The following is a 13622-nucleotide window of genomic DNA, read 5'->3' on the forward strand; positions in this document are numbered from 1 at the left end:
TCGATGGGGATCCGTTTATTCTCGGACAGAAACCGGCCCGTTCATATGGGCGGCTACCCGCTGGAGCGTTTGGACCGGCAAGATGACATGCCGGATCTGTCGCTTGTGCCCCCTATGGCCGAGCTGAGCTTCCACCGACTGGAACACCCTGACAGCATCGTCAATGCGATGGGTGAGTTTCAGGCGATGATGGACGCCATCCGCGACGGAATGGTGAACCCGGTTGCGTCCGAGATTCCATCTAACCCGCAGGAACGGGCCAACCACATAAAAGCGTTCGGCTACTTCAACGATGCGTCGATGATGGGGTGCGGTCCACTGCCATCTGACGCCCTGTTGTCCGAGGCCCGCCGCAATCCCGATATTGACCGGCTTGCCCACGCGTTGCGCACCCGTCAGACCAAAACGCTGGCATCCGGGATCGACGTCATCATGGCTGATCTGAAAGACAGCATGGAGGCCGCGCCCAAGCCGATCGACAGCCATCGGCACAGCATTGTCTTTCTTTATGAACACAACCGCGATCCCGACCCGTCCGAACCCGGCGCTGATTGGATAGTCGACGCGCAGGACCATCGCGCCTGTCTGCTGGCGACCGAGAATGCGGTGGTCATTGCCAATTACATTCGCCTTTTGGGCTTTGACGCGCGGGCGCACAGCATGATGTCGACCGACGTCGATTTGGGCAAGCTGGCGGTCGCCGCCGGGTTGGCTTCGGTCGAGGATGGAGAGGTTGTCGTGCCCTGGCTGGGCCAGCGCTTTGGTTTGGCCGCTGTGACGACTGACATGCCGATGGCCCATGACAAACCGCTGAAGCCTATGGCCGATCAGCCCTGGTTCCGGACGCAGGGGCCGGCATGGTGGTTGGGCACGGGCTTTGCCAAGAACGCCCTCAACCGTGACCCATATGCCAAACGGCGCTATGTGGACGGGGCGCATCCGTTTGAGAAACTCAAACGGGTCGAGACACCAACGACCTTTATTGATGAAGAGAATGTCGCTCGTGTGCCCAAGCGTGCAGATATGTTTGCTCGGGCGCAGTTCGGAGATATGGGCAAGTCGCTACAGGATGCGGCCAAAGGCGGGTATTATGTCCGCAAGGCAGCGCCGAGTTTTGCCCAACGCCGTGCTTTGGGTGCGTTTGTACTGTTGCAGGACGGTGAAAGCGCTGACGCGCCCAAGCCATCTGACGCACAACGCAACGCAGCAAACATCAAGGCTGCGACCTATTTTCTGGGGGGCGATGCGGTTGGTCTCAGCCGGTGTCCGGAATGGACATGGTATTCCCATGACGCAACGGGCGAAGAAATCGTGCCGCCCCATGATCAGGCCGTCAGCATGATCATCGATCAGGGTTATGAAACGATGGAGGGTGCCAGCGGCGACGACTGGATCAGCGTCGCCCAATCGATGCGCGCCTATCTGCGATTTTCCTTGCTGGGTGGCGTGATTGCACAGCAGATCCGCAATCTTGGCTACAAGGCCAAGGCGCATACGGTGATGGATGGCGAAGTTCTGCAACCTCCGCTTTTGTTGCTGTCCGGTCTGGGCGAAGTCAGCCGGATCGGCGAAGTGATCCTGAACCCCTATCTTGGGCCGCGACTGAAATCAGGCGTGGTGACCACGGATATGCCGATCGTGCATGACAGGCCCATCGATTTCGGTCTGCAAAGCTTTTGCGAATCTTGCAACAAATGCGCGCGCGAATGCCCATCGGGCGCGATCACGGCTGGGCCAAAGCTGATGTTCAACGGCTATGAAATCTGGAAATCCGACAGCCAGAAATGCGCGACCTACCGCGTGACCACTCCGGGAGGCGCGATGTGCGGGCGGTGCATGAAGACCTGCCCCTGGAACCTTGAGGGTATCTTCAAGGAGCGCCCGTTCCGTTGGGCCGCGATGAACATCCCCTCTGCGGCGCCTGCATTGGCCAAGCTGGATGATGCGGTTGGCAATGGCGGTTTGAACGACACCAAGAAATGGTGGTGGGATATCGAGTTGCAGCCCGACGGGGCGTATCGGCCAACAACACACCCTTTGAACCGGCGCGATCTGCAAAAGGATCTGGACCTTAGATACGAGGATCAGACATTGGCGGTCTACCCGGCCTATTTGGCCCCGCACCCTTGGCCCTATCCGTTTGCAATGGATCGCGAGGCAGGAATTGCCGCCTATGAGGCTTTGGTGACAGCCAAAGACTACAAGGCGCGCAAAGCTGCGGGGGATATGTCGATCATTCATCGCTATCAGGTCGCAGGTGATGCGCCGGTGATGAGGGTCGCTGTGACTAAGGTCGACAAGATGACCGCTGACGTCACCAAGTATGAATTTGCCTCCCTTGACGGTGCGCCGCTTCCGGAATGGTCCGCAGGTGCGCATCTGGATGTGCTTGTAGCGCCAGAGTTCCTGCGACAATACTCCATGTCCGGCGACCCGTCAGAACGGGGAACCTATCAGATCGGTGTTCTGCGCGAGGATGAAGGGCGGGGTGGCTCGGCATTGCTGCACCGAATTTTCAACGTAGGGCGCAAGGTTTTCATCTCGAAACCGATCAACCATTTCGAACTGGACGAAGAGGCGTCCAAAACCATTTTGATGGGGGGTGGTATCGGTATCACTCCGATGATCGCATTTGCTCATCGCCTGCATGCTTTGGGCATGGATTTCGAGTTGCACTACTCGGCCAGGACGCGGGGCGGTGCGGGGTATCTGGATGATCTGGCGGGGATGCCCTGGGCGAATCGCGTCCACTACCATTTCTCGGATGAAGGCTCGCGCGCTGATCTGGATGCGATCCTGTCGGGGTATCAGCAGGGATGGCACGTCTATACATGCGGGCCTGATCGGTACATGGAAGGGGTCATGCAGGCCGCGGAACATCAGGGTTTCCCCGAAGAGGCCCGACATCTTGAGTATTTCTCGGTCCCGGAAACCCCGGACTACGAAAACCACCCATTTATCCTGAAACTCGCGCGTTCAGGTAAAACGTTGCCTGTGCCCGCAGACAAGGATGCCGCTCAGGTTCTGAACGAGGCGGGTTTTCGCGTGGATGTGAAATGCGCCGATGGTATCTGTGGTGTGTGCAAATGCGGTGTCCTTTCGGGCGAGGTCGAGCATCGGGATTTCGTGCTGTCCAAAAAGCAGCGCCAAGGGGCGATGATTCTGTGCCAAAGCCGCGCTGCGGAGCCGGATGGTGTGATCGAGCTCGATCTGTAAGCATGGTCAGAAAGCGACCTTTGGACGGTTAAATTTGGTCGCTCGGCCCATGGACGTCAGGTGGGTGGTGAATTAACGTCGCCCCGAACCCAGATATCCCTGACCAACAGGTGCGAGGTAGCATTATGGATTATCACAGCCCCGCCAGCTTTGCCGAGGCTTCGGCTCTGGCCGCAAATGCGACGGGCATCACGCGCTTTCTGGCGGGCGGCACCGACGTTTTGGTGCAGCTGCGCTCGGAGTTGGTGACGCCTGATACGCTGATCGACATCAAGAAAATCAACGGTGTACACGACATTACCCGCAATGCTGATGGAAGCTGGACGTTGGGAATTGCCGCAACCGGTGCCGAAATGAGCGAGCATCCCGAGTTGGGTCGTGACTGGCCCGGTGTGGTCGAGGCGATGGACCTGATCGGATCAACCCAGGTGCAGGGGCGCGCAACACCGACCGGTAACCTGTGTAACGGCTCACCTGCGGCTGATTCCGTGCCCGCCATGGTCGCAGCTGGTGTGACTGTTACCGTGACCGGCCCGGACGGCACTCGCGAAGTCGCGGTCGAGGATATTCCGACCGGCCCCGGTAAAACCTCGCTGGCCAAAGGCGAGCTGATCTCGGCGGTCAATATCCCGGCACGTGGCGAAAACGGCGGCGATGCCTATCTGCGGTTCATCCCCCGCACCGAAATGGACATCGCTGTGGTTGGCGTTGGTGTGAACCTGCGTCTTGACGGCGACACCATCACTGAGGCCCGTGTATCACTGGGCGCCGTGGCCCCGACCGTTCTGCTGGTCGAAGACTGTGCCAAGGCCATTATCGGGAGCGCGCTGGATGATGCGGCCCTGGCTGCGCTGGCCGCCGCCGCCTCTGCCGCTTGTAACCCGATTGACGACAAGCGCGGCACGATCGCGTTCCGTACCGAGGTCGCAGGCGTTCTGGCAAAGCGCGCTGCAAAAATTGCCTATGCCCGCGCGAAGGGAGAAAACGCATGAAAAAGCTCCACGTAACCACCACCGTGAATGGCGATGCGGTCGAATACCTGTGTGATCCGCGTGAAACTCTGCTGGATTGTCTGCGCGACAAGCTGAACCTGACAGGCGCGAAAGAGGGCTGTGGCACCGGCGATTGCGGCGCGTGCTCGGTCACCGTTGATGGCCGTCTGGTCTGTTCATGTCTGATGCTGGGTGTCGAGGCTGAAGGTAAGCAGATCGAAACCGTCGAAGGCATCGCCGACGGTGATATTCTGCACCCGCTGCAAAAGAAGATGATCGAATACGCCGCCCTGCAATGCGGCATCTGCACGCCGGGCATTCTGGTGGCGGCCAAGTCGTTGCTGGAGAAAAACCCGAACCCGACCGAGGAAGAGACGCGGTATTGGCTGGCAGGCAACCTCTGCCGCTGTACTGGGTATGACAAGATCATTCGCGCCGTGATGGATACGGCGGCTGAGATGCGGGAGGCGTCGTAATGGCTCTGGACGATCGTAAATCAGACTTCACTTTTGTCGGCACCCGCCCCAACCGTCCCGACGGTCTGGACAAGGTGACCGGCCGCGCCAAATTCGGAGCGGATGCCTACGCCCCGGGAATGCTGCATGGCGCGATCCTGCGCTCACCTCATGCTCATGCGCGGATCGTGAAAATCGACACGTCGAAAGCCGAGGCGCACAAGGATGTCAAAGCTGTTGTGACGCGTGCCGACTTTGCTGAAGTGCCGTTCAAGCCCGGTCTGGAAGGTGAATTCTACAACGTTCTGGAAAACGTTATGGCCGGTGAGAAAGCGCTATATGACGGGCACGCGGTTGCAGCGGTCGCTGCGACTTCGGCATTGGCGGCGCGTGACGCGCTCAAGCTGATCGAGGTCGAATACGAAGTTCTGCCCCACGTCACCGATGTGGATAAGGCGATGGCACCGGACGCGCCTGTGATCCGCGAAGGGGCAGCGGATTATTCCGTGCCGGAAGGAATGCACCCGAACGTTGTCCGCTATCATGAAAGTGGTCACGGCGATGTCGAGGCCGGATTTGCCGAAGCGGATCTGGTCATTGAAGACAGTTTCGTCACTGAAGCGACGCATCAGGGTTATATCGAACCGCACGCCTGTCTGGCCATATTGGGTAATGACGGCAAAGGTGAGTTGTGGTGCACGACACAAGGGCATTGGATTGCGCAGAAAACCTGTGCCGCGCTTCTGGGAATTGAAACCTCGCAGTTGCGCGTCACTGCGTCTGAGATTGGCGGAGGGTTTGGCGGTAAGACAACCGTTTTCATCGAACCCGTCGCACTAGCGCTCAGCCGTAAGGCCAATCGCCCGGTCAAGCTTGTGATGACCCGGTCCGAGGTGTTCCGGGCCACTGGTCCGACTTCGTCTGCCTCGATGGACGTCAAGATCGGCATGAAGAAAGACGGCACTATCTCGGCGGCCCAGGGTGTTTTCCGCTTGCAGGGCGGGGCCTTTCCCGGTGCGCCGGGCGACATGACAGCCATGTGTGCCTTTGCGCCGTACAACCTGACCAACGTCAAGCAGATCGGCTATGACGTTATGTCCAACCGCCCAAAGCAGGCAGCGTACCGCGCGCCGGGTGCACCAATGGGCGCCTTTGCAGTCGAGTCCGTGATTGACGAGTTGTGCAACAAGCTGGGTCTCGACCCCGTTGAGGTGCGCCTGAAGAACGCCGCGCATGAGGGCACGAAAGCCAGCTATGGACCTACCTACGAGCGCATCGGTCTTGTCGAAACGCTGGAGGCAGCCAAGGCGCATCCTCATTATTCAGCTCCGCTGAAGCCGGGGCAGGGGCGCGGTATTTCCTGTGGCTTCTGGTTTAACCATGGTGGCGAGACCAGCGTTTCGCTTGCCTTGTCCGAGGATGGCTCGGCTCAGGTGATGGTCGGAACGCCTGATATCGGTGGCTCGCGCGCGTCGATGGCCCTGATGGCGGCCGAGGTTCTGGGCATCCCGTATGAAAACATCCGGGTGACCATCGCCGATACGGCCACGCTGGGCTACAATGACGTAAGCCATGGCTCTCGCGTGACCTACGCGTCAGGGCTGGCGACGATCAAAGCTGCGAGACACGCGGTTGAGAAACTGTGCGAACGGGCCGCGGCCAAATGGGGCATCCCGGTTGATGCGGTGAAATGGGAAAACGGCTGTGCGGTGCCCTCAGGCCCGAATGCAGGCGATTTCGATCCGATGCCGCTGGCCGATATCACCGCTGATATGGGCCGCACGGGTGGTCCGATCTCGGGCCATTTCGAGGCAACCCCCGAAGGTGCCGGCGTGTCTTTTGGCACCCATATCGTCGATGCCGAGGTTGACCCGGAAACCGGTAAGACCAGTGTGACCCGCTACACGGTCATTCAGGACGCAGGCAAGGCGATCCATCCGACCTATGTCGAAGGCCAGTATCAGGGCGGTGCCGCGCAAGGTATCGGCTGGGCCCTGAACGAGGAATATATCTACGGCGAAGACGGTCGCTTGCAGAACTCGATCTTTCTCGACTACCGCATCCCGGTGGCCAGCGACCTGCCGATGATCGACACCGTGATCGTCGAGGTTCCGAATCCGGGCCACCCGTTTGGCGTTCGCGGTGTGGGCGAAACGGGTATCGTGCCGCCACTGGCCGCCATCGCCAACGCTGTGTCCAACGCGGCTGGCGTGCGAATGAAGCGGCTGCCGATGTCGCCGCCACGCATTCTGGCCGCTCTCAAGGGCAATGGTTGAGGTTCACCTCTGGTCCGGCCTCCGGTCACTGACCGGGGGCCAGCAGGTGGTTGAGGTCGAGGCCAAAACCACCGGAGAATTGCTGCGTGCGCTCGTGCGTGCGCATCCGCAGCTTCAAGCACCCATCGACGCTGGCGTGTCTATCGCTGTCGACGGGCGCGTGATCGCGACCGGACTGACCGAACCGATTCCCGAAGGCAGTGAAGTCTATTTGATGCAAAGGCTGAGAGGCGGTTAAGCGTCAGGCGACCAAGGCTCGCGCCCGACCATTCGGTCTGCCTCGGCCGTGATATCGTTCATGTGTTGTTCGAGACTCAAACGCAGCGTTTCTATTTCGTCTTCGCTGGCTTTCCGAGGAACTGTTTCTGTCCATTCCCGGCACAGAAAAACCCCCTCGTTACCCCATGGGCGGGGCATCAAAAGATGATCCCATGTTCCTGCTTCTCGCCCATGTTTCGCCGAAAAGGTAATACCAAAAACACGTTTACCCGATGTTCGCGCCCAAACCAGAGGAACCGTTGACAAAACCCGCTCTGGCCCACGGGGGCCGTCCGCCGCTATGCCAATGGATATCCCCTGTTTCATTTTGCCTAATACCTGTCGCGACAGGGCGACATGGCGTGCCTTGCTGGCCATGGCAATGGTGTCCATTCCAAACAACTTTTGCACGCGACCCACCATGCTGCCAGCCCGCGCAGAAGATGTAATCGAACAGATGCGCCCCTTGTCCAGCGGGAAAAAATAAGGCGACTGCGCCAGCCGTTGATGCCAGAGAACAACGATGACCGGCTCACCCTGTTCGGCCAACTGGTCCAGTTCTTCATAGCCGATGCGCTGCCAACGTGTGTTGCGGTGTACCAGCCGAATATAATTTGCAATCCGACGCGCCACCCAGTTTAGCACAGCTTCGCTGTCTGCAATCTTCTTACGGAGGTTCACGCCGGGTTCCTTCTGCTAACCGGTCCTTGTCTTAGCGCACCACGCATTTTGCGCAACTTGTTTGTCCGGACATTTCGTGGATCGGAATCTGAAAAAGCCTCTTGAGTCCGCCGCGCGGCTGGCATATCTGGGGCTCACTACAGGGGTATAGCTCAGTTGGTAGAGCGACGGTCTCCAAAACCGTAGGTCGCGGGTTCGAACCCTGCTGCCCCTGCCATTGAAATTGTCCGAATACTAAGTTGTGATTTCCAAGGATGAACGGGTTTCAGCCTTTGAGTTCGCTATACCTGTCTTCAGCTATTTCGCGCTTGGATCAATACTAGTCGCAGCATTGGCTTCGACAACACTGGCACAATGGCGCGAGGCCATCGTGACCTGTTGTTATCTTTTGTTGGCACCTGTTTTTTCGTGCGGGCGTACCGCATCCAGTTTTTCAGCCCACATATTCTGATATTCTTGAAACACCGCTGGTTTGCCTGAGTGGAGCGCCATCAATGCACACGCGGCCCACATAGCGACATCGTAATCCGAGTCGGTCTTTTTCAGTAATTGCGCATTCAGTGCAGCGGCTTCTGATGTCGAAGGTTTATGCATTGCCATCGGACTCCTTGTGCCAACTGATACTGTTATTTGCAATCGTCCTGTCACGGACATTCACCAAAACCGACAGGTATCACTATGTTGGTAGTACAGTGAATGGGCTGGAAACAAGGCGTTAACGTGTCGTTAACTTTTTGCTGGGGTTCTTGTCCATAAGAGTGTTCATGTGACCGGTTCAAAGGTGAACTAAATCACAGACCAATCACTAGAATCCCGCTTTACTTACAACTGTTACGAGTTGGCGCTCACGTTCGGTACATGACGCTGTTTTGTTTTTCCCTCCTGTGGCCGGGGCGCGCTTGTGGTTGAGCGCGCCCTTCCTATGTCCGAATAACTAGGTTGCCGCCGATGCCGGTTCTGAGGCGGTAATCGAGGTTTCCTTGGGTGGGCGATTGACTTATTGTCCGGCCACGACGCAATCAGCCGGATGAGGATATATGTCGCGTTTTGATGGATATTTTCTGCGGCAATTGCTGGTTTTATTCGGCTTCTTCACCCTCGTCCTGGTGGGTGTCTTCTGGATCACCCGTTCTGTCAGCCTGTTTGACAAAGTCATCAGCGGTGGCCAGTCCGCTATGGTGTTTCTTGAATTCACCGCGCTGACCCTGCCAACGCTTGTTCGTACGGTTATGCCGATGGCGGTATTTGCGGCTGCCGTCTATGCGACCAACAGATTGAGTCGCGAAAGCGAGATGACAGTGATGCTGGCAACCGGGTCAAGCCCGTGGCGACTAGCGCGGGCCGTTGTTTTGTTCGGTGTGATCACCGGTCTGATGATGGCTGCCATCAGTGTGTTCCTGCGCCCTGCATCGGTCCAACAACTGGAATACCGGCAAGCCGAAGTAGCAGGAGATGTGACAGCGCAGTTGTTGAATGAAGGCGAATTTCTGCACCCCGCCGAAGATGTTACGGTTTACATCGGTGGCATCGATTTAGACGGTACGTTGCACGAGGTGTTCGTGTCCGATCGGCGCGACCCGGAAAACGCAGTCAGCTATTCCAGCGTGACCGCTTATCTGGTCAATAACGACGCGGGAGTTCATCTGGTGATGGTCGACGGGGTGGCGTTGCGCCTGAACAAAGCGGGCAGGGTTCTGTCCTCGACCCTGTTTCAGGACGCATCATACGACATTTCGCAACTGACGAACGCAAGCCCGTTGACGAACCGCAGCCTCGAAGCCATTCCGACCTCTGATCTGATCCTCAACCAGGATACGATTTCAGAAACCGAGGGGTTCAGCCAGGGTAAGTTGATCGAAGAACTGCATCAGCGATTTTCTTGGATAGCCATTTGCATCGCCGTGTCGCTGGCGGGGTATTCAACCCTGATGCTGGGCAGCTTTTCACGGTTTGGATTGTGGCCTCAGATTTTGGGTGCCTTTACCATTCTTGTGCTGCTTGAAGGCGTACGCGGGTTTGTGTCCCCGGTTGTGATCGATGACCCGAAGCTTTGGGCGCTGCTTTACCTTCCCGCCGTTATGGGTGTGTTGATCTCGTGCTGTTTTCTGCTTGTCGCAGGTCGTCCGCTTTTGCGGAAACGTGCGCGCGGGTCCGAGGTCATCGCAACACCCGCTTGATTTCAGGTTCGAAGTTCTTCCAGACAACAACGAATGTCGTCGAATTCTTCGCGATCACCACGGGCGACCAAATACATCGGCAACGGCAGGCTTACACTGTCTTCGACCCGTTCGAGCGCACCCGAAGCCAGATGTTGCGAAATGACGTAGTCGGGGAAGTAGCCGCATCCGCCTCTTTGCAGGACATATCGTAGCGCCATCATGCAATTGCCAAGAAACAAGGTCTGCCCTGAGGCACGTCGCGCAGCCGATCTAACGTGATCCTGGTAGATCTCTCCAAGTTCAAGATTGACGAAGACCAAATCGTTTTCTGCCGTTGCTGCTTGCGGTGTTCTGACGAGGGTTAGAAGCTCCGGTTCCAGTTCGTGATAAGTGACGCGTCGGGCTGATGGCGTTTCATGCGTGATCGCCACGTCCAGCACATGGGTCGCCACAGCTTCAACCATGTTCAGATCGTGATCGTAGTTCAGTGTCAGCAGCAGTTTGTCAAAGCGCTGTTCAAACCGAACAGCCAGATCCACAAGCAAAGGGTCCCAGATGCTGAGCTGACCACCCAACCGAAGTGCCGGGCGGTTTTGCGTCTGCAACGGTAAGTCGCGCGACGCGAAGGCCCAAAGGGACAATATTTGTTCTGCATACGGTTTGAATTGTCTGCCAAATTCGGTCAGCGCTGTACCACCGGCGCCGCGGGTAAACAGTGGTCTGCCGGTTTCTTCTTCGATCAGATGAATGCGCGCGCTGACGGCCGTTTGAGTCACATTCAGCTTACGGGCAGCGGCATGAAAACCACCCGTTTCAGCCACACATAGAAAGGTTTTCAAAGCTTTGGTTCGCATACCGAGAGTATTTTTTGATCATTGTGATAAAATCAATTCATTTTTTTGAAGTTGCGACTCGTAATATTGTCGACTTCAGGAAACACGCCAAGGGATCAGCCATGCTGGACAAAAGCCACAAACCGACCTGGACCAGTTTTGAAAGTGCCACCAAGGCCGACTGGGACGCCGTTATGGATTATGAAGAGGCGTATAATGCGGCTCTGCCGGATCGCATCCTCGACGCTATTCGGTCGTTGGACGAGGAATGGACACCCTATCCGGTCAACCGGTATCAGCACAGCCTTCAGGCCGCGACCCGGGCTTATGAGGATGGCGCGGATGAGGAGTTGGTGGTCGCCGCTCTGATCCACGATACCGGCGATATTCTGTCACCCTACAACCATGGAGAGCTGTCAGCGGCGATGATGAAGCCGTATGTCAGCGAGAAAACCTATTGGATACTCAAACACCATTGCGTGTTTCAGGGTTACTACTACAACCACCACCTTGGCGGCGACCGCAACGCGCGTGACAAGTATCGCGACAGCCCCCATTGGGAAGACTGTCGCTATTTCTGCCATGAATATGATCAGAAGGCGTTTGACCCAGACTATCCGACGAAACCGCTGGAGTTTTTTGAACCCATGCTGCGCCGCATCCTGAGCAAGGGCGAAGGCCATATGGAGCTGAACGAAACTGCCGAAGATTAACAAGCGGCCATCAGGCGATAGACAATCTGAGCTGTGGTGAAGTCCCAGGCGGCATTGCCGTCCGGGGCCAGCTCAACCACGTCGAAGCCCACGCATCTGCGCCCCTTGAGCGCGTGTTCGACCAGTCGCAGTGCCTGGTAATAGCCCAACCCACCGGGCACCGGTGTTCCGGTGGCGGGCATCAGCGATGGATCCAGCCCGTCGACGTCGAAACTGACATAGACCAGCTCGGGGAAGTCTGCAGGCAGGTCGACCGAATGGATGTTACCTGTCACCAGTTCCTCGGCATCCACGTGAAAGACGTGGTTTCTCAGTCGGCTTTGGGCCTCTTCAGTTGAAAAAGCGCGAACACCGAACTGGGCGAGCCGAACGCCTTCTTCGGCAAGCAGGTGCATCACTGAGGCGTGAGAGTGTTTTTCGCCCTGATAAGCGTTGCGCAGGTCGGCATGGGCGTCGATTTGGACGATGCCGATGGGTTGGTTTAGCGCACGGGCCACACCTATCACTGCGCCATAGCTGAGGGAATGCTCGCCGCCCAAAGTGACCGGTACCTTTCCAGCCCGAATTGCAGCCTCGGTGCGGTGCGCAAGGCGTTCCATTACCTCGGGCAACGGGCCGTCACAATTTAGCGGTTCTTCGGTGAAAATTCCTTCGACACAGGGCTCCGCGTGACCGGTGATGCGTTCCAGTTCATTACTGGCCTCGATAATTGCCTCGGGGCCTTTGGTCGTGCCGGACCCGTAAGAGACCGTGCGCTCCAAAGGCACCGGGATCACGCGAAAGCGGGCATCTTCGGTGCGTTCGGATGCGGTCAATTCACTGTCGAGAAAAATGCTCATGAGAGTCTGTCCTTGAAGTCGTCATATCCGAACTGCCGGATGATCTTCAGCTCGTCCGTTTCGCTGTTCCACAGGGCGATTGTGGGCAGGGGGACGCCATTGAAGGTGTTTGTCTTGACCATCGAGTAATGTGCCTGATCGAGGAAGGCAAAACGCTGTCCGATCTCCAGCGGCTTGCCCCAGGTGTAGTCGCCAATCACGTCACCCGCCAGACAGGACGGGCCGCCAAGGCGATAGGTATGGCCTGTTTCGGCCTCATCCATAAGGGCAGGGCGATAGGGGGCCTCGATCACGTCGGGCATGTGACATGTGGCCGAGATATCAGTGATCGCGAGGTTCATGCCGTTGGTCGGCAGGTCGAGGATTTCACCGATCAGAATACCTGCGTCCAGCGCCACAGCCTCACCGGGTTCAAGGTAAACATCAATGCCATAGGTTTCGCGAATGTCCTTGAGGAAGGCCACCAGCCCGTCGCGGTCATAATCATCGCGGGTGACGTGGTGGCCACCGCCGAAGTTCAGCCACTTGAGTTGATCAAGGTAGGGTTTGAGCTTCGGTTCGATGGCGGTCCACGTGCGTTGCAGCGGTTCGAACCCCTGTTCGCAAAGCGTATGCATGTGCAAGCCGTCAACGCCGCGCAACGTGTCGGCGGTCAGTTGGCTGACTGGTGTGCCAAGGCGCGAGCACGGGGCGCAGGGATCGTATTTCGGAACCTCGCCTTCGGAATGTTCCGGATTGATGCGCAGGCCAACCTGCACTTTGGCGGTTTGGGCTTTGGCGAGAAACCGGTCCTTTTGGGCAGCGGAGTTGAAGATGACGTGATCGGACAGCGACAGGATTTCGTCGATATCCGCGTCTTTGTACCCGGCGCAGAAGGTTGCGACCTCTCCGCCATATTCCTCGCGTCCCAACCGGGCTTCATAGATACCCGAGGCGCAGGTTCCCGCAAGGTGCCGGCGCACCAACGGGGCCAGCGAAAACATCGAAAACGCCTTGAGTGCGCTGAGAACATGCGCGCCGGAGCGGGTTCCGACATCAGCGAGGGTTTTCAGATTCCGTTCAACCGCCTTTTCGTCGACCACAAAGCAGGGGCTGGGTACACGGGAGAGGTCGAAATTGCGGAAGGCGCCGGCGTCACCGGCCTGTGTGGTCATCATGTCGGACATAACCGGCGTCTCCGTTTGGTGGAGAGGCCGGGGG

12 protein-coding genes and 1 tRNA gene are annotated in these 13622 nt (G+C 57.7%); 8 read left to right on the forward strand and 5 right to left on the reverse strand.

The genetic code is table 11. The annotated features are described in order from the left end of the window. Positions 1 to 3: 3 nt before the first annotated feature. From ACR3FC_RS13475 to ACR3FC_RS13495, 5 genes are all read left to right on the forward strand, one after another. Positions 4 to 3216: a reductive dehalogenase gene (locus ACR3FC_RS13475; RefSeq protein ID WP_480475622.1), complete on the forward strand. Its 3213-nt coding sequence runs from the start codon at positions 4 to 6 to the stop codon at positions 3214 to 3216. Between the two features lie 125 nt (positions 3217 to 3341). Next, on the forward strand, positions 3342 to 4208 hold the full coding sequence (locus ACR3FC_RS13480) for an FAD binding domain-containing protein (RefSeq protein ID WP_480475624.1): 867 nt from the start codon (positions 3342 to 3344) through the stop codon (positions 4206 to 4208). Beyond that, positions 4205 to 4684, forward strand: a complete 480-nt coding sequence (locus ACR3FC_RS13485; RefSeq protein WP_209597982.1) for a (2Fe-2S)-binding protein — start codon at positions 4205 to 4207, stop codon at positions 4682 to 4684. The genes ACR3FC_RS13480 and ACR3FC_RS13485 overlap by 4 nt, the downstream gene beginning before the upstream one ends. Beyond that, complete coding sequence (locus ACR3FC_RS13490) at positions 4684 to 6939, forward strand: xanthine dehydrogenase family protein molybdopterin-binding subunit (RefSeq protein WP_480475626.1); 2256 nt, start codon at positions 4684 to 4686, stop codon at positions 6937 to 6939. The genes ACR3FC_RS13485 and ACR3FC_RS13490 overlap by 1 nt, the downstream gene beginning before the upstream one ends. Then, on the forward strand, positions 6932 to 7177 hold the full coding sequence (locus tag ACR3FC_RS13495) for a MoaD/ThiS family protein (RefSeq protein WP_170346142.1): 246 nt from the start codon (positions 6932 to 6934) through the stop codon (positions 7175 to 7177). The genes ACR3FC_RS13490 and ACR3FC_RS13495 overlap by 8 nt, the downstream gene beginning before the upstream one ends. Here ACR3FC_RS13495 and ACR3FC_RS13500 read toward each other — a convergent pair. Then, entirely contained in the window at positions 7174 to 7878 is a 705-nt protein-coding gene (locus tag ACR3FC_RS13500; RefSeq protein WP_480475628.1) for a lysophospholipid acyltransferase family protein, read from the reverse strand. The two genes, ACR3FC_RS13495 and ACR3FC_RS13500, sit on opposite strands and share 4 nt — an antisense overlap. Positions 7879 to 8019: 141 nt before the next feature. Here ACR3FC_RS13500 and ACR3FC_RS13505 point away from each other — a divergent pair. Then, positions 8020 to 8095, forward strand: a tRNA-Trp gene (locus ACR3FC_RS13505). 164 nt (positions 8096 to 8259) lie between these two features. On the opposite strand, the gene ACR3FC_RS13510 is transcribed toward ACR3FC_RS13505, so the two are convergent. Then, positions 8260 to 8478, reverse strand: a complete 219-nt coding sequence (locus ACR3FC_RS13510; RefSeq protein ID WP_480475630.1) for a hypothetical protein — start codon at positions 8476 to 8478, stop codon at positions 8260 to 8262. 437 nt (positions 8479 to 8915) lie between these two features. Between ACR3FC_RS13510 and lptF the strand changes: the two genes are divergently transcribed. Then, positions 8916 to 10055, forward strand: coding sequence for an LPS export ABC transporter permease LptF (gene lptF / locus ACR3FC_RS13515; protein WP_480475632.1), 1140 nt, complete (start codon positions 8916 to 8918; stop codon positions 10053 to 10055). Between the two features lie 2 nt (positions 10056 to 10057). Here lptF and ACR3FC_RS13520 read toward each other — a convergent pair whose 3' ends face one another. Continuing rightward, complete coding sequence (locus tag ACR3FC_RS13520; RefSeq protein WP_480475634.1) at positions 10058 to 10891, reverse strand: LysR family transcriptional regulator; 834 nt, start codon at positions 10889 to 10891, stop codon at positions 10058 to 10060. Positions 10892 to 10992: 101 nt separating this feature from the next. On the opposite strand from ACR3FC_RS13520, the gene ACR3FC_RS13525 reads away from it, so the two are divergent. Next, positions 10993 to 11583, forward strand: coding sequence for an HD domain-containing protein (locus ACR3FC_RS13525; RefSeq protein WP_480475636.1), 591 nt, complete (start codon positions 10993 to 10995; stop codon positions 11581 to 11583). On the opposite strand, the gene speB is transcribed toward ACR3FC_RS13525, so the two are convergent. Continuing rightward, on the reverse strand, positions 11580 to 12422 hold the full coding sequence (speB, locus tag ACR3FC_RS13530; RefSeq protein WP_480475638.1) for an agmatinase: 843 nt from the start codon (positions 12420 to 12422) through the stop codon (positions 11580 to 11582). The two genes, ACR3FC_RS13525 and speB, sit on opposite strands and share 4 nt — an antisense overlap. Next, positions 12419 to 13588: a carboxynorspermidine decarboxylase gene (gene nspC, locus ACR3FC_RS13535; RefSeq protein ID WP_480475640.1), complete on the reverse strand. Its 1170-nt coding sequence runs from the start codon at positions 13586 to 13588 to the stop codon at positions 12419 to 12421. The genes speB and nspC overlap by 4 nt, the downstream gene beginning before the upstream one ends. Between the last annotated feature and the right edge of the window lie 34 nt (positions 13589 to 13622).

Source organism: Ruegeria sp. AF3, assembly GCF_056536285.1.

Excerpts from the sequence above, each read along its gene's own strand:
- ACR3FC_RS13475 (WP_480475622.1), top strand. The coding sequence starts at position 4 with ATGGGGATCCGTTTATTCTCGGACAGAAACCGGCCCGTTCATATGGGC.
- ACR3FC_RS13480 (WP_480475624.1), top strand. The coding sequence starts at position 3,342 with ATGGATTATCACAGCCCCGCCAGCTTTGCCGAGGCTTCGGCTCTGGCC.
- ACR3FC_RS13485 (WP_209597982.1), top strand. The coding sequence starts at position 4,205 with ATGAAAAAGCTCCACGTAACCACCACCGTGAATGGCGATGCGGTCGAA.
- ACR3FC_RS13490 (WP_480475626.1), top strand. The coding sequence starts at position 4,684 with ATGGCTCTGGACGATCGTAAATCAGACTTCACTTTTGTCGGCACCCGC.
- ACR3FC_RS13495 (WP_170346142.1), top strand. The coding sequence starts at position 6,932 with ATGGTTGAGGTTCACCTCTGGTCCGGCCTCCGGTCACTGACCGGGGGC.
- ACR3FC_RS13510 (WP_480475630.1), bottom strand. The coding sequence starts at position 8,478 with ATGGCAATGCATAAACCTTCGACATCAGAAGCCGCTGCACTGAATGCG.
- lptF (WP_480475632.1), top strand. The coding sequence starts at position 8,916 with ATGTCGCGTTTTGATGGATATTTTCTGCGGCAATTGCTGGTTTTATTC.
- ACR3FC_RS13520 (WP_480475634.1), bottom strand. The coding sequence starts at position 10,891 with ATGCGAACCAAAGCTTTGAAAACCTTTCTATGTGTGGCTGAAACGGGT.
- ACR3FC_RS13525 (WP_480475636.1), top strand. The coding sequence starts at position 10,993 with ATGCTGGACAAAAGCCACAAACCGACCTGGACCAGTTTTGAAAGTGCC.
- speB (WP_480475638.1), bottom strand. The coding sequence starts at position 12,422 with ATGAGCATTTTTCTCGACAGTGAATTGACCGCATCCGAACGCACCGAA.
- nspC (WP_480475640.1), bottom strand. The coding sequence starts at position 13,588 with ATGTCCGACATGATGACCACACAGGCCGGTGACGCCGGCGCCTTCCGC.